The organism is Polymorphobacter sp., from assembly GCF_051860865.1.
Classification (GTDB): domain Bacteria; phylum Pseudomonadota; class Alphaproteobacteria; order Sphingomonadales; family Sphingomonadaceae; genus Sandarakinorhabdus.
Window position 1 is genome coordinate 27,368 of sequence record NZ_JBIMKZ010000017.1, and the last position, 17,861, is coordinate 45,228.

A 17,861-nucleotide genomic window follows, 5' to 3' on the forward strand; every position below is an offset into this window, starting at 1 on the left:
TCGCCGGCCAATGGCGGCTGATGTACTTCGGCTACACCTTTTGCCCCGATGTCTGCCCCACCGATGTGGCGATCATCGGCAAGGCGCTCACCGCCTTCGAGAAGCAGGACCCGAAGCGGGCCGCCAAGGTGACGCCGATCTTCATCACCGTCGATCCGGCGCGGGATGACGTGGCGGCGCTGAAGCCGTTTGTCAGCGCCTTTCACCCGCGCCTCGTCGGGCTGACCGGCAGCGAGCCGGCGATTGCGGCGACGCTCAAGGCCTATGGCATCTACGCCGCCAAGCAGGCCACCAGCGACCCCGAGAATTACCTGGTCGATCACTTCGCCGTCTTCTACCTGTTCGACCCCGAGGGGCGGCCGGTGGCCTTCCTGCCGCACGGCGAGGAAGCGGCGGCGGTGCTGCGGATGCTGGACAGCCATGTCCGATAGGCCGTTCTGGGAAACCATTCCGCTCGACCGGATGAACCGGACGCAGTGGGAAAGCCTGTGCGACGGCTGTGGCAAATGCTGCGTCCACAAGCTGGAGGATGACGAGACCGGCGAGATGTTCGCCACCAATGTCGCCTGCCGGCTGCTCGACGTGCGCACCGCGCGCTGCGCCGATTATCCCAACCGCCGCGCCCATGTGCCCGAATGCGTGCGGCTGACCCCGGCCAAGCTGGCAACGATCGAATGGCTGCCGTCCAGCTGCGCCTATGTGCGGGTGGCGCGCGGCCAGGGTCTGGCCGACTGGCATCCGCTGGTCTCCGGCGACCCCGATTCGGTGCGCAAGGCCGGCATCTCGGTGGCCGGAAAGGTGATCTCCGAGGACCATGCCGGCGAGTTGGAGCACCATATCATCGACGAGCCGCTATGAGCGGGCCCCAATGAGATTATTCGCCCGCCTGCCCGACAGCGTCGAGGTGGGAGGACGGCAATTGCCGCTGGTGGCGACGCGCTACCGGGCGGCGCGGGGCATCAGGCTCAAGCCCTGCGCGATCACCTCCAGCCTGAAGCTCAGCCTGCCGGCGCGCGGCGGGGTGCGCGAGGCGCTCGACCTGATCGAACGGCATCGCGGCTGGCTGGAGGCGCAGGTGGCGCGCTGGCCGGCGCCCCTGCCCTTCGCGCCAGGCGCCGAAATTCCGTTCGACGGCCGGACCTTGCTGATCGACTGGGACGCGGCGCGGCCGCTGCGCCCGGTGCTGGACGGCGACCGGCTGCGTCTCGGCGGGCCGCTGGTGGGGGTGCGGGACCGAACCCGGCGGTTCCTGCTGGCGCAAGCGCGGGCGGCGCTGGTGCCGGCGACGCAGGAGGAGGCCGCAAAGCTGGACCGAAAGGTGGCGCGGATTGCGCTGAATGATCCGGTGGGGCGCTGGGGGAGCTGCAACCAGCGCCAGGGCAGCATCAACTACAGCTGGCGGCTGATCCTGATGCCGGCCTGGGTGCGCCGCGCCATCGTCGTGCACGAGGTGGCGCATCTGGTCCACGCCAATCATGGGCCGGATTTCTGGCGGCTGGTGGCCGAGATGGACGGACGGGCCGGGGAAAGCCGGCGCTGGCTGGCGCGTTTCGGGCGCGAAATGCACGCGGTGGGGGCCGAAACGGGCCGGATCTGACCCGTTTCAGGCCAGAATCTCACTCAAGAATCGAGCAGGCGCCGGCCTCGGCATCGGGGCTGTTGGCGCGCATCAGCCGGAACAGCTCGCGGCCCAGCCCCATCGCCTGGTCCGGCGGCGTCGCCGGCCGGCGGCTGGCGAGATCGGCGTCGGTGGTCAGCGTGCCGGCATGCGCATCGAGGTGGAGGATGTCGCCATCGACCAGCCGCGACAGCGGCCCCTCGGCATGGGCTTCCGGCACGCAGTGGATGGCCGCCGGCACTTTGCCCGAGGCGCCGGACATGCGGCCATCGGTGACCAGCGCCACCCGGTGGCCGCGGTCCTGGAGCAGGCCCAATGTCGGGGTGAGCTTGTGCAGCTCCGGCATGCCGTTGGCGCGCGGGCCCTGGAAGCGGACGACGACGATGACATCGCGGTCGAGCAGACCGTCCTTGAACGCCTTGAGCACCGCGTCCTGGTCATCGACGACAAAGGCCGGGGCGGTGATCACCCAGCGGTCCGCGGGGATAGCGCTGGTCTTGATGATGGCGCGGCCGAGGTTGCCGGTGAGCAGCCGCAGCCCGCCTTCGGCCAGGAACGGGGCGCTGACGGGCGCGAGCACGCTCGGGTCCCGGCTGGGGCCGGGGGCCGCCCAGTCGGAGAACGGACCGGCGATGGTGGCGATATCGGCATGGGCGAGGCCGGCGCCGAGCAGCTCGGCGATGATGAAGCCCATGCCGCCGGCGGTGTGGAAGGCGTTCACATCGGCGCTGCCGCCCGGGTAGACATGGGCGAGCAGCGGCACGACGCGGGAGAGGTCGTCGAAATCCTGCCAGTCGATGAGGATGCCGGCGGCGCGGGCGATGGCGGGCAGATGGATGGCGTGGTTGGTGCTGCCGCCGGTGGCGAGCAGGCCGACAATGGCGTTGACGATGCTGCGCTCGTCGAGAATGCGGCCCAGCGCCTTGGCCGGATCGCCGGTGTTGGCGACCAGCTGGTGGACGGCGGCGCGGGTGAAGGCATTGCGCTCGGGCGTGCCGGGATTGACGAAGCTGGAGCCCGGAAGCTGGAGGCCCATCATTTCGAGGAACATCTGGTTGGAGTTGGCGGTGCCATAGAAGGTGCAGGTGCCGGGCGAATGATAGGAGGCGGCCTCGGCATCGAGCAGCTCGGCAACGTCTGCCTTGCCATCGGCATAGCGCTGGCGGACCGCCGCCTTCTCCTTGTTGGGCAGGCCCGAGGGCATTGGCCCGCCCGGGATGAACAGCGACGGCAGATGGCCGAAGCGCAATGCGGCGATCAGCAGGCCGGGCACGATCTTGTCGCAGATGCCGAGCAGGGCGGCGCCCTCGAACATCGCATGGCTGAGCGCCACGCTGGTGGCAAGCGCGATGGTATCGCGGCTGAGCAGCGACAGCTCCATGCCCGACTGGCCCTGGGTGACGCCATCGCACATCGCCGGCACGCCGCCGGCGACCTGGGCGGTGCCGCCGGCCTCGCGGGCGAACAGCTTGATCTGCTCGGGGTAACGGCCATAGGGCTGATGGGCCGAGAGCATGTCGTTATAGGCGGTGACGATGCCGATATTGGGCGCGATGCCGGCGCGGATGGCGGGCTTGTCCTCGAGCGCGGCGGCGAAGCCATGGGCGAGGTTGCCGCAACTGAGGCGGCCGCGGCGCAGGCCCTTGTCGGCTTCATGGTCGATCAGCGCCAGATACTCCCCCCGCGAGCGCGCCGAGCGCTGCCTGATGCGTTCGGTGACGGCTTCGATGGCGGGATGGGGCATGACCTTACTCCTGACCTCTCACGAGGTGATGGCTTCCTTGGGATAGGTACCCCAGAGATGGCTACGCAGGATGAACCCGGAGCGGCCGCCGACGGCGACGCGGCACCAGATGTCCTCGCACAGGGTGATGGTGACGACGGTGCCGGGCTCGATCCGCCAGGCGATGCGGGCCTGCATGTCCGGCGCCGTATAGAGCAGACGCGGGGTGGCATCGCCGGGATCGGTGATGACGCCGGTGCGGATGCCGGTGAGCAGCGACTTGTTCATCCAGCCGATGGTGCCCTCGGGATCGCGGACCTGGCGCCAGATGCCATATTCCCGCAGCACTTCCAGTGGCAGGCCGCGGCGGCGATACTCCCAGAGGATCGGGAAACGCCGGTCGTCGGGGCCGGAGCGCAGCATCGCCTTGCCGGCCTTCAGCGAGACGAAGCGGGGGACTGGCAGCGTCGTGGTGCCATCGGCGCGCTCGGTGGGGGCGGCCGCGAGCGGGGTGGCGGCGAAGGCGATCAAAATAGCGGCCAGAAGGCGGGCGGAAGACATCCCCCTGTCTTGACGCACCGGCGGCCGGCGGGCAAGCCTTGGCCATGGCTCCTGCATCAAGACCCCGCCCAAAGGTGATCGTTACGCGACGGCTGCCCCAGCCGGTGGAGACACGGATGGCGGAACTGTTCGATGTCGAGCTCAACCTCGACGACACGCCGATGAACCAGGCGGCGCTGGCCGATGCGGCGGCGCGCTGCGAGGTGCTGGTGCCGACGGTGACCGACGAGATCGACGCCGAGGTGCTGAATGCGGCGGCGGCCGGCGGGCGGCTGAAGCTGATGGCCAATTTCGGGGTGGGCGTCGACCATATCGACCTGGCGGCGGCGCGGGCGGCGCGGGTAGCGGTGACCAACACGCCGGGCGTGCTCACCGACGATACCGCCGATTTGGTGATGGCGCTGATCCTGTCGGTGCCGCGCCGACTGGGGGCGGGCGAGAAGCTGGTGCGCGCCGGGCAATGGCAGGGCTGGGCGCCGACCGGCATGCTCGGCCACCGGATCACCGGCAAAAGGCTGGGGATCATCGGCATGGGCCGGATCGGCCGGGCGGTGGCGACACGGGCGCGGGCCTTCGGGCTGACCGTGCATTACCACAACCGCCACCGGCTGCGCGCCGAGGTGGAGGGCGAGTTGGAGGCGACCTGGTGGGAGAACCTCGACGCCATGCTGGCGCGGGTCGACTTCATCACCATCAACTGCCCGCATACGCCGGAGACCCATCATCTGATCGATGCGCGACGGTTCAAGCTGATGCAGCGCCAAGCCTATATCATCAACGCGGCGCGCGGCGAGATCATCGACGAGGCGGCGCTGTGCGAGGCGCTGGAAAAGGGCGAGATCGCCGGCGCCGGGCTCGACGTGTTCGAGCGAGAGCCCGAGGTCGACGCCCGACTGCTCGAGCTGCCCGGCGTGGTGCTGCTGCCGCACATGGGCTCGGCGACCTTCGAGGGGCGGCAGGCGATGGGCGAGAAGGTGATCGCCAATATCCGGGTCTGGGCGGATGGGCATCGGCCGCCGGATCTGGTGCTGGAGGAATGGGTCTAGCGCGGCGCAGCCGGGAGCAGGCGCAGCGATCTGTCTCGGGCACGCCAGCCCGGAAGGCCCGCGTCGGCGCCCGCTCGCTGCAATATTGTTGCACAACGGGGCTCTCTCGAACGAGCTGGCCCTCGATACAGTTGGATGCTGAACACATGTGTTACAATGCTCGGCAGCGAGGTGATGGGTCTGGCATAGCCGCGCCGGCGCGCAGGCTGGCCCAGATGGGGCGGGTTGCGTCATGACCGGCCGTGCTGACCAGCCGCATGTCGCCATGCCGGTCACGCGCTGGATGGAGCGACTGCCGCTGGCGCGGGGGCGTTTCGTCGTCGGGTCGTTGACCACCCTTGCCATCGTTGGCCTCGCATGGCTGCTGCGCGTGGTGGCAGATCCCTTTCTTCCGCCCGGATTTCCTTACGTCACCTTCTTTCCGGCTGTGATCGTGACGTCATTCCTGTTCGGCGTGCGTCTGGGCGGTGTGTCTGCGTTGCTGTGCGGGCTGATTGCCTGGTATTTCTACATCAATCCGGTGAACAGTTTCGCGCTGCCCTATGGGGCGCAGGCGGCGCTCGCCTTTTACGTGTTCGTTGTGGCGACCGATCTGGCCCTTGTGCACTGGATGCAGAATGCCAACCGGCTGCTGATCAACGAGCGTGAAGTGAATCGGCAACTGGCCGATTCGAAAGAGCAGATGGTGCGCGAGCTCGAGCATCGCATCACGGAACGCAATAAGGCCGCAGACGCCCTGCTGGAAAGCGAAGTGCAGACGCATCTGGCCACCCAGACGGCGGGAATCGGGCTCTGGCAATGGAATGTCAGGACTGGCCAGATCCGCTGGGACAGGACGATGTTCGAACTCTACGGCATGGTGCCGACCGCTGATGGATTGGTGCCGTACAGCGACTATATCGGCAGCGTGCATCCCGACGACGCCGCGGCTCAGGATGCGATACTGCAGGACACCGTGGCCAGATCCGGCAGCAGCCAGCGCGAATTCCGCATTCAGCGACGCGACGACGGCCGCGTTCGCCATCTTCGCGCCGTGGAAGCAGCGCGCGCGGGCACCGATGGCAAGACGGAATGGGTGGTCGGCACCAACCTCGACATCTCCGAGCAACGCGACCGGGAGGCGCATGTCCAGCTGCTGATGGGCGAAATCAACCACCGGGCCAAGAACATGCTCGGCGTGGTGATGGCGGTGGCGCACCAGACCAGCGGGACCGACCATGCCGAATTCATGCTGCGTTTTTCGGCCCGAATCCAGTCACTGGCCGCCGGGCAGGACCTGCTCGTCGACAGCCAGTGGAAGGGTGTGGAGCTCGAAATGCTGGCACGCGCCCAGCTCGATCATTTCAAGGACCTGATCGGGGATCGGATCACGCTTTCCGGGTGCCCTGCGCTCTTGTCTCCGTCTGCCGTGCAGGCCATTGGCATGGCGCTCCACGAACTCGCCACCAACGCGAGCAAATATGGTGCGCTATCGAACGACCAGGGCCGCGTCGCCATTGCCTGGCACCATGTCCCCGCTTCCCGTCGCTTCGTCATCACGTGGCACGAGACCGGCGGCCCGCCTGTGATCCCGCCGACGCGGCGCGGATTCGGTTCGATCGTAACCGGCAAGATGGTCCGGATGAGTCTGGACGGCGATGTCAGTGCCGACTATGCGCCGTCTGGGTTTTCCTGGCGGCTGGAGTGCCCGTCGGACAAAATCATCGACGACAGGATTTCGCCCGGCCTCGAACACGAAAGCGGATCATGAAAGCGCGCATTCTGCTGGTGGAGGACGAACCGCTGCTGGCCCTGCAGGTCGAGGATGCGCTGGAACATGGGGGGTTCGAGGTCATCGGCCTGTGCCAAACCGTGGCGCAGGCGCTCGACATGCTGGCCACGGCCGATTGCTGTGACGCTGCGGTCCTTGACGCCAATCTGAGGAACGAGAGCGCGCTGCCGGTGGCCGAAGCGTTGACGGCGCTCGGGATTCCGTTCGTCGTGACCACGGGTTATGACCGGCGCCAGTTGCAGGGCGCACTGGCGGCGGCGCCGATCCTATCGAAGCCGCTGCGCACCGACGATCTGATCACCCAGCTCGGACAGTTGCTGGCCTGAGTCCCTGCGGCGGTCAGGCCCCCGTCAAAATCCTGTCCACCAGCTGCTTGACCGTCGGCACGAAGCCGTTCGAATAAAAGGGGTCACTGGCGAACCGATAGGCCGAATGGCCACCGAACATCAGATTCTGGTCCGGATCGCCGCCATGGACGATGTCCTGCAATGTCTTTTGGATGCAGAAGCTGCGCGGATCGGCGAGGCGGCCGGTGGTGTTGGTATCGGTGTCGGCCCAGCTCGAAAAGGCGCACTGCGACAGGCAGCCCATGCAGTCGGCCTGGTCCTTGCGGATCTCGGTCTTTTCTGCGGGCCCGACGAATACCAGCGTATTGTCCGGGGTCTTCAGGGCCTCGGTGAAGCCGGCACCATGCCAGGCGCGGGCGCGGAGCAGGTCGTCGCGCGTGACATAATAATTTTTCCGGCCGACGCCGACATCCAGCAGGAATTGATGGTCGCCAGTGGCGGTGGTGGAAAAGGCAATCTGGCGCTCGGAGCGGCCTTCGAGGCCGATCAGGAACGGGTTGCGCACAGCGCTCGAATAGAAGCCGGTGGGCGAGAATTTATGCAGGGAAATGTCGCCGGCCTCGAGCGTCATCAGCCGGGCCTTCCAGCTTTCCGGAATCGGGCTTTCCTGGGTCAGCAGAGGCCGGGTGCCGAACTGGAAGACGATGGTGCCGAGCTCGGGGTTGTCGAGCCAGTTGGTCCATTCGTCGAGGCGCCAGACACCGCCGGCCATGATGATCGGCACGCTGTCGGCGATGCCGCCTTCGCGCATGGTGGCGCGCAGCTCAGCGACGCGGGGATAGGGGTCCTGCGGCGCGCGCGGGTCTTCGGCATTGGACAGGCCGTTGTGGCCGCCGGCCAGCCAGGGGTCTTCATAGACGACGGCGCCGAGCCATTCGGCCGACTTGGAATAGGCGCGCTTCCATAGCGCCCGGAAGGCCCGGGCGCTGCTGATGATCGGGTAATAATGGACGCCGTAATGGGCGGCGATCTCCGATAGCTTGTAGGGCATGCCGGCGCCGCAGGTGACGCCGTTGACCATGCCCTTGGTGCGTTCGAGCACGCCGTGGAGGACGCGCTGGGCGCCGCCCATTTCCCACAGTACGTTGATGTTGATGGCGCCGATGCCGCGCGACAGCTGGGCCTCGGCCATTTCATAGGCGCGGCTGACCTGCTGCACGGCGCCTTCGATGGCGTATTCTAGCAGTTCCTCATGGCGTTCCCGCCGGGTGAGGGCGTGGTAGACCTGGGGGATGATGCGGCCGGTGGGATCATAGCTGTCGGCGTTGACGGCCGAAATGGTGCCGACGCCGCCGGCCATCGCCCAGGCGCCCGAGGACAGGTGATTGGTGGCGGCCACGCCCTTGCCGCCTTCGACGAGTGGCCAGACTTCCCGGCCGCCCATGGCGATCTTGCTGATGCCTTTGAGGATTGTCATCCCTGCCCTTCCGATATCGTCGCCCTCATGCGGAGAACGGGGCCGATATGCAAGAGGGGCGGCAAGGACGCAGCGGCGATCAGGCCGCGACGATCGACAGGGACCGCGGCTCGTGATTGCTCGAAAGCCATTCCGCCGGCGGATCGACCTCGTCGGAGATGATATGGAAGCGGGTCAGCGTCGGCTCGCCGAAGGCCGTCGATAGAGCGACATCGGCGGCATCGCGGCCGACACCCATCAATACCCGGCCATGGCGCGGCTTGACGTGGCGGGCGTCGACATCCCACCAGCGCCCCGCCATCCAGATCTGCGCCCAGCCCGAAAAATCCTGCGGGCCGGGGACGCGCGGCCAGCGAATATCGCCGAGCCAGCCGGTCGCATAGCGCGCCGGGATGTTGATGGCGCGCAGCAGGGTGATGGCGAGATGGGCGAAATCGCGGCAGACGGCGAGCTGCTCCTGATGGGCATCCACGGCGCTGCGGTCGGGCCGGGCCAGTTTGTAATCAAAGCGCAGATGCTGGTGGACATAGGCAAGGACAGCCTCGACCTGCGTCCAGCCGGGGGTGAGATGGCCGAACTTTTCCCAGGCAAGGTTCGACAGCTTGTCGACCTCGCAGTAGCGGCTGGGAAGCAGGAACAGCAGGACATCGTCCGGCATCTCCGAAATCGGCGAGGCGGCGAGGCCGACGGGCTGGCTTTCGGCCTGGTCATCGGCGGTGACGATGAAGTCACAGGCGAAGCGGACGTCGCCGGCGGGGACGGTGACACGGTGGCAGAGATTGCCATAGCTATCGAGATACGGGCGCATCACCAACGGCGGCGACACGGTCATCCGGTTGTCGGTCACGAGGCGGTGGTTCTGGCTGGGGTGCAGGCTGAGCATCATCAGCATGTCGGTCTGGACCGGGCAATTATAGACAATATCGAAGCCGACGCGAAGCTGCATGGGACCGCCTTCTAGGTGTAACCTGGATGTAACCATGAAGAGGGCAGCATGTTCAATGACGCATTGCAGCATGGATGAAAAAAGGGGGCCGTCCTTGCGGACAGCCCCCCTTGTTGGCTTCGGTGGAACCGATCAGTCCTTGCCGCCGGTCAGGAAGTCCGGAAGGCTGCCGCCCTCTTCGGCCTCGGCGCGCGGAGCGCGCTCGGGGCGGGGACCGCGGTCGTCACGGCTGCCGGCATCACGGCTGCCGGCATCGCGACGGGGACCGCGGTCATCACGACCCCGGCCGCCGTCACGGCCGCCGCCGCCCCGTTCACCACCACGCTCGCCATCACGGCGGGGGCCGCGATCTGAGCGCGGGCCGCGATCGTCGCCGCCTTCACGCGGGGGACGGGTATCGGGCAGTTCCTCGCCGGTGTCCTGGTCGACGATGCGCATCGACAGGCGAACCTTGCCGCGATCGTCGATGCCGAGCACCTTGACCTTGACCTGCTGGCCTTCGCTGAGCACGTCCTTGACCACGGCCACACGCTCGTTCTTGATTTCCGAGATGTGGACGAGACCGTCACGCGCACCCATGAAGTTCACGAAGGCACCGAAGTCGACCATCGAGACGACCTTGCCGGTGTAGATCTTGCCGACTTCCGGCTCCTCGACGATGCCGAGCACCCAGGCCTTGGCGGCATCGATCTGCGCCGGATCGGACGACGAGATCTTGACGGTGCCGTCGTCCTCGATGTTGACCTTGGCGCCGGTGGTGGCGACGATCTCGCGGATGATCTTGCCGCCGGTGCCGATGACATCCCGGATCTTCGACTTGTCGATCTGGAAGCTCTCGATGCGCGGGGCATGCGCCGACATTTCGGTGCGGGCGCCGGTGAGGGCCTTCGCCATTTCGCCGAGGATATGGGCGCGGCCTTCCTTGGCCTGAGCCAGGGCGACCTTCATGATCTCCTCGGTGATACCGGCGACCTTGATGTCCATCTGGAGCGCGGTGACGCCCTCGGACGTACCGGCGACCTTGAAGTCCATGTCGCCCAGATGATCCTCGTCACCGAGAATGTCCGAGAGGACGGCGAACTTCTTGCCTTCCAGGATCAGGCCCATGGCGATGCCGGCGACCGGGCGGATGAGCGGAACGCCCGCATCCATCATCGCCAGGCTGCCGCCGCAGACGCTGGCCATCGACGAAGAGCCATTGCTCTCGGTGATGTCCGACAGCACGCGGATCGTGTAGGGAAAGTCTTCCTTGGCCGGCAGCATCGGGCGCAGCGCGCGCCAGGCGAGCTTGCCATGGCCGATCTCGCGGCGGCCCGGCGCGCCGAAGCGGCCGACTTCACCGACCGAATAGGGCGGGAAGTTGTAGTGCAGCATGAAGCGCTCATACTTCAGCCCGTCGAGGCCATCGATCATCTGCTCGGAATCGGAGGTGCCGAGCGTGGTGGTGACGATCGCCTGGGTCTCGCCGCGGGTGAACAGCGCCGACCCATGGGTACGCGGCAGCAGGCCGGCCTCGGCGACGATCGGACGGATCGTCTTCGTGTCGCGGCCGTCAATGCGGCTGCCGTCCTTGAGGATGGCGCCGCGAACGATCTCGGCCTCCAGCTTCTTGAACAGCTTGCCGGCCTTCTGCTGGGTGGTGCTGTCGGCATCGGCGAACAGCGGCTTCAGCTTGGCCTTGGCCTCGGTCAGCGCGGCCTGGCGATCCGACTTGAGGCGGATCTTGTAGGCGGCGGTGATGTCCTTGCCGACGGCCTTCTTGACCTTGGCGAGCAGGTCGCTGTCGTCCGAGATCTTGAGCTCCCAGGGGTCCTTGGCGGCCTTTTCGGCGAGATCGATGATCGCCTTGATCACCGGCTGGATGCCGCGATGGGCAAACATGACGGCGCCGAGCATCTCGTCTTCCGAAAGCTCCTTGGCTTCGGATTCGACCATCATCACGGCGTCATAGGTGCCGGCGACGACGAGATCGAGACGACCTTCGGCGAGCTGCGCCTTGGTGGGGTTGAGCTGATACTCGCCGTCGTGGAAGCCGACGCGGGCGGCCGCGATCGGGCCCATGAACGGCAGGCCGGAGATGGTCAGCGCGGCGGACGCGGCGACCATTGCCACCATGTCGGCCTCGTTCTCGCCGTCATAGCTCAGCACCTGGGCAATGACGTTGATCTCGTTGAAGAAGCCCTCCGGGAACAGCGGGCGGATCGGGCGATCGATGAGGCGCGAGGTCAGCGTCTCATGCTCGGTGGCGCCGCGCTCGCGCTTGAAGAAGCCGCCGGGGATGCGGCCGGCTGCCGAGAATTTTTCCTGGTAATGGACGGTGAGCGGGAAGAAATCCTGCCCGTCCTTGACCGACTTGGCGGCGGTGACGGCGCAGAGCACGACGGTCTCGCCATAGGTGGCGAGGACGGCGCCGTCAGCCTGACGGGCGATCTTGCCGGTTTCGAGCTTGAGCGTACGACCGCCCCATTCGATTTCAGTGGTATGAACTTCAAACATATGTGTCTTTCTGTCAGCCCAAGGCCCTATTGCCATGGGCGGCCTGTTGGCGCCGCCTGAGCGGCGCGGGACCGGTGCCGACGCCCTTCGTCGGCCTGCCGGATAAACGAACGGCCCCGCGAAGGGGCCGTCCGGGGTCAGGCTTACTTGCGCAGGCCCAATTTGGTGATGAGGGCGGTGTATCGTTCCTGATCGATCTTCTTCAGATAATCGAGAAGCGAGCGCCGCTTGTTGACGAGGACCAGAAGACCGCGCCGGCTGTGATTGTCCTTGGCATGGGTCTTGAAATGGTCGGTGAGATTGGCGATCCGCTCGGTGAGGATGGCGACCTGGACTTCCGGGGACCCGGTGTCGGTGGCGCCACGGGCGTTCGACTTGATGACTTCGGCCTTGCGTTCTGCTGCAATCGACATCGGGATACTCCTTATTCCAGATTGAACCCGCGCAGGACCCGGACCTGGTTCTGGTCGATCTCGACAAGCGCCACGGGAACAGGGCCGAGGCAGGCGAGATAGGTGCCGGGGGAGGCGGGGTGTCCCGTCAGGAGGCGCCCTTGTCGGAGCGCCGCCGCCTGATCGGGATCGATTGCAAGGGCCGGGATGTCGTCCAGCCCTGCCATCAGTGGCAGGATGACCTGTTCTGGACCGGGGTCCTGCACCAAAGCGGCCAGATTGTCCAGCGATATCGCCTGGTCGAGCCCGAACGGGCCGGCCCTTGTGCGGCGCAGCATGGTGACATGGCCGACCGTGCCGAGCGCCCGCGCCATGTCCCGCGCCAGGCTGCGGATATAGGTGCCCTTGGAGACGCGCGCAGACAGGGTGGCACTGTCCGCCGTCGTCTCGATCAGCGCCAGATCGTGGATCGTAACATGGCGGGTGGCAAGCTGCACATCCTCGCCGGCCCGCGCGCGAACATAGGCACGGACGCCGTCCACCTTCAGCGCCGAATAGGCCGGCGGCACCTGGTCGATGGGGCCGGTGAAGCGCGGCAGCAAGGCGGCGATGTCGGCCGGCGCCGGGCGATGGTCGGAGGTGACGATGACCTCGCCCTCGGCGTCCTCGGTGCTGGTGGCGGTGCCCCACTGCACCGTGAAATCATAGCCCTTGGTCGCATCGAGCATCCGCCCGGCGAGCTTGGTCGCCTCGCCGAGCGCGATCGGCAGCACGCCGGTGGCCAGCGGATCGAGCGTGCCGCCATGGCCGATCTTGGGGCGGGGATAGCCAGCGGCGCGCAGGATGCGCTTGACTGCCGCCACGCCCTGAGCGCTCGACAAGCCGATCGGCTTGTCGAGGATGATCCAGCCATGCAGGCTCACATCAGCGCCTTGATCGCGTCCGATTCCTCGCCCGGCAGCAGGCCGAAGACGACGGTATCGCGGACATGGCCGGTCCATATCCGCTGGTTGTGGCGCAGCACGCCCTCGCGCCGGGCGCCGAGCTTGAGTACGGCGGCCTGGCTGCGGGCGTTGCGCGCGTCGACATCGAAATGGATGCGCACCACCCCGCAGGCGCGGGCATGGCCGATCATCAGCGCCTTCAGCGCGAGGTTGAAGCCGCCGCCGCGCACGGCGGGATCGATGAAGGTGAAGCCGATGGCGACGCTGCGGCTCGGCTCGTCCCAGGCATACCAGCTGGTGCAGCCGACCATGGCCGCGCCGTCGAAGATCGCATAGGCGCGGTAGGCGCCAGCGGTCAGCACGGCCAGGCCGTGTTCGAACTGGTCGCCGTGGAGCGAGGCGGAGAACACCTCCCAGCCGTCGGTGTCACGAGCGCTGGCGGCACGCAGGGCGTCGGCATGGCGGGACGTATTGAAGGGCTCTAGGCGGACGCGGGCGCCCGACAGCGGCACATGCAGCGCCTCAATCAGCGTCGTCATGATCCTCCGCGGGCGGTGCGGGCTCGGGCGGGATCAGGTCGCGGGCGATGCTGGGGCGCTTGAGCACGGCATCGATGCGGGCGCCGGCGTCGAAGCTTTCGTCGGGGCGGAAGCGCAGGTCGGGCGTGTATTTGGTGGCGAGGCGGCGGGCGACCTCGCCGCGCAGGAATTTTGCATGGGAGGCGAGCGCCTTGACGATCGCCTGGTCGTCGTTATTGGCGAGCGCCTTGACGAACACCGTGGCGTGGCGGAGATCGGGAGACATCCGCACCTCGGAGACGCTGACCAGGCTGCGGGCGATCAACTCGTCGCGCAGGTCGCCGCGGCCGATGACTTCGGCCAGCGCATGGCGGACCTGCTCGCCGATGCGGAGCAGGCGGACCGAGCGGCCCTGGGCGTCGGGGGTGGAACGCGCCATCAGCGGGCGCCCTCAAAGGCCTTGAGCCATTCGAGCGTGGTGGCGGTCAGCTTGATCCGGTGATCGCTGAAGCTGTGGTCGGTCGGCCAGTCATGGACCGTCACCGACGCGGCGCCGGCCTGGCGCATGGTGGCGGCGAGCGCATTATTGTCGGCGGCGAAGACCTTGAGGCTGCTCATGATCAGCACCGGGCGGGTGGCCAGCGCGGCGGCGTGGGTGGCGAGATCGAAGGCCTTGGCGTTGGCGGTATTTTCGGCGGCCAGTGCCTGCGGGCTGGTGCCGGCGAGCGGCGGCATCGCATAGGCATAGCGCTGGGTCAGCACCTCGGCGCTGGCCTCGCGGCCGGCGATGCCGGGGTTCCAGGCGTCCATCAGGATCAGGCCCTTGACCTGCGGGCGGGCAGCGGTGGTCTGCGCGGCGACGAAGCCGCCCATGCTGTGGCCGCCGACGACGACCCGGGCCGGATCGAGCCGGAAGCGGGCGACCTGCGCCGGCGCCAGCAGCCAGTCGAGCACCGCCTGGCCGTCCTCCACCGTATGGCCGAAGCTGAACGCGCCGGGGCTGCCCCAGGAGCCGCGATAATGGAAGGTGGCGACGGCCCAGCCCTGACGACGGGCGGCCTGGCCGAGATCGAGGTTCAGCTCATGGCCGGGAAAGCCATGGGCGAGCAGCAGCAGCGGATGCGGCCCGGCACCCGACGGCAGCAGGATCGAGCCGATCAGCGTCTGACCGTGGCTGGGGATGGCGAGGTCCGACCGGCCGGCCGGATGCGTCGCATCCGGGGCCGGGTCGGCGTAGAGCGCTGCCGGCCCGCCCTGCGCCCAGGCCGGGACGGCCAGGAGCAGGGCGAGGCTGGTCAACAGGGCGCGCATCGGGCGTTTCCTCTGGTCAGAGCGTGCGTTCGCGGCTCTCGACCTCATAGGTTTCGATGACATCGCCGGCCTTGACGTCCGAGCTGTCGGCCAGGGTGATGCCGCATTCGAGGCCGACCTTGACCTCGGCGACATCGTCCTTGAACCGCCGCAGCGTGGCGATGTAGCCGGTGTAGATGATGACATCGTCGCGCATGACGCGGGCCCGGAGCGCCTTCTTGATGAAGCCCTCGGTGACGCGGATGCCGGCGGCCTTGCCGGTCTTGCCGGCCTGGAACACGTCCAGCACCTGGGCGCGGCCCACCACCGTCTCGTGCATCTCGGGGCCGAGCTGGCCGGCCATGGCCGCCTTCACCTCGTCGACGAGATCATAGATGACGTCATAATATTTGAGCGCCACGCCGTCCCGCTGGGCGGCTTCCCGTGCCTTGGCATTGGCGCGGACGTTGAAGCCGATGATCGGGGCGCCGCTGGCCCTGGCCAGCGTCACATCCGACTCGGTGATGCCGCCAACGGTGGCGAGCAGCACCTTGGCGCGGATCAGGTCCGTGCTGATCTTGTTGACGGCACCGGCGATGGCTTCGGCCGAGCCTTGCGTATCCGCCTTGATGACCAGCGGATATTCGGCGACCTTGGCGGCACGCAGCACCGAGAACATGGTTTCGAGGTTCGCCGGCTCCTGCGCGGTGCGCTTGGCGTTGGCGAGGCCGGCACGATAGTCGGCGACCTCCCGGGCACGGGCCTCGGATTCGACGACGGCGACCGGATCGCCGGCCAGCGGCACGCCGGTCATGCCGAGTACCTCAACCGGGGTGGCCGGCAGCGCGGTCTTTACCTGCTTGCCCGAATCGTCGGTCATGGCGCGGACCTTGCCCCATTGCTGGCCCATGACGATAATGTCGCCCTGCTTCAGCGTGCCGCGACGGACCAGCACCGTGGCCAGCGCGCCCTTACCCTTGTCGAGCTTGGCTTCGATGACATTGCCCTCGGCGGCACGGTCCGGATTGGCCTTCAGCTCCATGACTTCGGCCTGGATCAGGATCTTCTCGATCAGCTCATCGAGATTGGTCTTGGCGACGGCCGAGACCTCGACGTCCTGCACATCGCCGCCCATCTCCTCGACCTGCACATCGTGCTGGAGCAGATCCGTGCGGATCTTGGCGGCGTTGGCGCCGGTCTTGTCCATCTTGTTGATGGCGACGATCATCGGCACGCGGGCGGCCTTGACGTGCTGGATGGCCTCGATGGTCTGCGGCATGATGCCGTCATCCCAGGCAACGACCAGCACGACGATGTCGGTGACCGAGGCGCCGCGGGCACGCATGGCGGTGAACGCCTCATGGCCCGGCGTATCGAGGAAGGTGATCTTTTCGCCACCCTTGGTGGTGATCTGATAGGCGCCGATATGCTGGGTGATGCCACCGGCCTCGCCCTTGACGACGCTGGTGCCACGCAGCGCATCGAGCAGGCTGGTCTTGCCGTGGTCGACATGGCCCATGATGGTGACGACCGGCGGCCGCGGCAGCAGATGATCGTCGATGTCGGCAGCGCCAACCATGCCGATCTCGACGTCCGAATCGGAGACGCGGATGATGCGGTGGCCGAATTCGGTCAGCACCAGCTCGGCGGTATCCTGGTCGATCTCTTCATGCGCGGCCGTGGGCACGCCGAGGCGGGCGAGCAGGCGGACGACATTGTTGGTGCGCTCGGCCATGCGGTTGGCGAGTTCCTGCACGGTGATGCTGTCCGGTACGGTGACTTCGCGGACCTGCTTGGCCTGGCTGCCGAGGCGACCACGCTCCTTTTCGCGGGCGCGGCGCAGCGCCGCAAGGCTGCGAACACGGGTCGAGTCTTCCGATTCGAGCGCGCGGGTGACGGTGAGCTTGCCGGACTGGCGGCGATCGTCGTTGCCGCGCAGCTTGCCGCCCGGCTTGGGGGCATCGGGCTTGCGGCCGGGGATGGCGCGAACGCGCATGCCATCCTCGTCCTCGATGTCGACGACCGGGATGACGGGGACATCGGGCTCGGTGGCGATTCGCATCGCCTCCTCTTCCTCGCGGGCCCGCTTTTCCTCGAGACGGATACGCTCGGCCTCGGCCTCGGCGGCGCGCTGGGCCTCTTCGCGGATGCGGCCTTCCTCGAGCAGGCGCAGGCGCTCTTCATCGGCCTGGCGCATCAGCGCGGCGGCACGCTCCTGCGGGGTGAGATTGTCGCGCGGCGCCGGACGACGCTGCTGCGGCGGCGCCGGGCGCTGAGGGGCGCGGGGGGGCGATGCTGGCGTGGCGGCCGGAGCCGCGGCAACCGGGGCCGGAGCAGCCGGCGCCGCGACGGGGGCCGGAGCCGGGGTGGGCTCGGCTTCCTTGGCCGGCGCTTCGGTGGCGGGCTGGCGGGGCGGCAACGGGGCACGCTCGACCGGGCGGAACATCACCGGCGGCGGCACCGGACGGGCCGGGGCGGCAGGCGCTGCCACCGGAGCCGGGGCAGCGGCGGGCGCCGGCGCAGGAGCCGGGGCGGCGACGGGCGCCGCGGCCACAGGCTGAGGGGCCACAGGCTGGGGGGCCACAGGCTGGGCGGCCGCGGGCGGCGGCGCCGGGGTGGCGGCGGCGGGCGCAGGCGCGGGCGCCGGGGCGGGATCGCCCGGGCGGTGGAGGACGCGCTGGCGCTTGACCTCGACGACCACCTGCTTGGTGCGGCCGTGGCTGAACTGCTGCTTGACCTTGCCGACCTCGACGGCCTTGTTCAGGCCGAGGGGGGCACGCATGCCGAGCTTG

Annotated in this window: 17 protein-coding genes; 6 read left to right on the forward strand and 11 right to left on the reverse strand. The window is 67.8% G+C overall.

The window, feature by feature from the left end; genetic code table 11:
* The 3 genes from ACTIFJ_RS05015 to ACTIFJ_RS05025 all read left to right on the forward strand — a co-directional run.
* A partial coding sequence (locus ACTIFJ_RS05015; RefSeq protein ID WP_439532996.1) for an SCO family protein occupies positions 1–431 on the forward strand: 431 nt, incomplete at its 5' end.
* Positions 421–858, forward strand: a complete 438-nt coding sequence (locus tag ACTIFJ_RS05020) for a YcgN family cysteine cluster protein (RefSeq protein ID WP_439532997.1) — start codon at positions 421–423, stop codon at positions 856–858. The genes ACTIFJ_RS05015 and ACTIFJ_RS05020, both read left to right, overlap by 11 nt.
* Before the next feature lie 10 nt (positions 859–868).
* Positions 869–1,597, forward strand: a complete 729-nt coding sequence (locus ACTIFJ_RS05025; protein WP_439532998.1) for a M48 family metallopeptidase — start codon at positions 869–871, stop codon at positions 1,595–1,597.
* Positions 1,598–1,616: 19 nt separating this feature from the next.
* Here the strand turns inward: ACTIFJ_RS05025 and edd are convergent, their stop codons facing one another.
* Positions 1,617–3,362, reverse strand: coding sequence for a phosphogluconate dehydratase (gene edd, locus ACTIFJ_RS05030; RefSeq protein ID WP_439532999.1), 1,746 nt, complete (start codon positions 3,360–3,362; stop codon positions 1,617–1,619).
* Positions 3,363–3,380: 18 nt separating this feature from the next.
* Positions 3,381–3,902 (reverse strand): SH3 domain-containing protein, encoded by a 522-nt coding sequence (locus ACTIFJ_RS05035; RefSeq protein ID WP_439533000.1) that lies wholly within the window; start codon positions 3,900–3,902, stop codon positions 3,381–3,383.
* A 44-nt stretch (positions 3,903–3,946) separates the two neighbouring features.
* Here ACTIFJ_RS05035 and ACTIFJ_RS05040 point away from each other — a divergent pair, with 44 nt between their 5' ends.
* From ACTIFJ_RS05040 to ACTIFJ_RS05050, 3 genes are all read left to right on the forward strand, one after another.
* The gene (locus ACTIFJ_RS05040) at positions 3,947–4,948 is read left to right on the forward strand and encodes a 2-hydroxyacid dehydrogenase (RefSeq protein ID WP_439533001.1); all 1,002 of its coding nucleotides are present in this window, start codon (positions 3,947–3,949) and stop codon (positions 4,946–4,948) included.
* 232 nt (positions 4,949–5,180) lie between these two features.
* On the forward strand, positions 5,181–6,698 hold the full coding sequence (locus ACTIFJ_RS05045) for an HWE histidine kinase domain-containing protein (protein WP_439533002.1): 1,518 nt from the start codon (positions 5,181–5,183) through the stop codon (positions 6,696–6,698).
* The gene (locus ACTIFJ_RS05050) at positions 6,695–7,045 is read left to right on the forward strand and encodes a response regulator (protein ID WP_439533003.1); all 351 of its coding nucleotides are present in this window, start codon (positions 6,695–6,697) and stop codon (positions 7,043–7,045) included. The genes ACTIFJ_RS05045 and ACTIFJ_RS05050 overlap by 4 nt, the downstream gene beginning before the upstream one ends.
* Positions 7,046–7,058: 13 nt before the next feature.
* Here ACTIFJ_RS05050 and ACTIFJ_RS05055 read toward each other — a convergent pair whose 3' ends face one another.
* The 9 genes from ACTIFJ_RS05055 to infB all read right to left on the reverse strand — a co-directional run.
* Complete coding sequence (locus ACTIFJ_RS05055) at positions 7,059–8,477, reverse strand: NAD(P)H-dependent flavin oxidoreductase (RefSeq protein ID WP_439533012.1); 1,419 nt, start codon at positions 8,475–8,477, stop codon at positions 7,059–7,061.
* Between the two features lie 85 nt (positions 8,478–8,562).
* Entirely contained in the window at positions 8,563–9,429 is an 867-nt protein-coding gene (locus ACTIFJ_RS05060) for a transglutaminase-like domain-containing protein (RefSeq protein WP_439533004.1), read from the reverse strand.
* Between the two features lie 132 nt (positions 9,430–9,561).
* Entirely contained in the window at positions 9,562–11,925 is a 2,364-nt protein-coding gene (gene pnp / locus ACTIFJ_RS05065) for a polyribonucleotide nucleotidyltransferase (protein ID WP_439533005.1), read from the reverse strand.
* Between the two features lie 143 nt (positions 11,926–12,068).
* Positions 12,069–12,338 (reverse strand): 30S ribosomal protein S15, encoded by a 270-nt coding sequence (rpsO, locus tag ACTIFJ_RS05070; RefSeq protein WP_439533006.1) that lies wholly within the window; start codon positions 12,336–12,338, stop codon positions 12,069–12,071.
* A gap of 11 nt (positions 12,339–12,349) precedes the next feature.
* Complete coding sequence (gene truB, locus ACTIFJ_RS05075; RefSeq protein WP_439533013.1) at positions 12,350–13,234, reverse strand: tRNA pseudouridine(55) synthase TruB; 885 nt, start codon at positions 13,232–13,234, stop codon at positions 12,350–12,352.
* A 2-nt stretch (positions 13,235–13,236) separates the two neighbouring features.
* Positions 13,237–13,800, reverse strand: coding sequence for a GNAT family N-acetyltransferase (locus ACTIFJ_RS05080; protein ID WP_439533007.1), 564 nt, complete (start codon positions 13,798–13,800; stop codon positions 13,237–13,239).
* Positions 13,784–14,218, reverse strand: coding sequence for a 30S ribosome-binding factor RbfA (gene rbfA / locus ACTIFJ_RS05085; protein ID WP_439533008.1), 435 nt, complete (start codon positions 14,216–14,218; stop codon positions 13,784–13,786). The genes ACTIFJ_RS05080 and rbfA overlap by 17 nt, the downstream gene beginning before the upstream one ends.
* Positions 14,218–15,090, reverse strand: a complete 873-nt coding sequence (locus ACTIFJ_RS05090; RefSeq protein ID WP_439533009.1) for an alpha/beta hydrolase family protein — start codon at positions 15,088–15,090, stop codon at positions 14,218–14,220. The genes rbfA and ACTIFJ_RS05090 overlap by 1 nt, the downstream gene beginning before the upstream one ends.
* Positions 15,091–15,106: 16 nt before the next feature.
* Positions 15,107–17,861, reverse strand: a 2,755-nt coding sequence (infB, locus tag ACTIFJ_RS05095) for a translation initiation factor IF-2 (RefSeq protein ID WP_439533010.1), incomplete at its 5' end; no start/stop codon positions are given.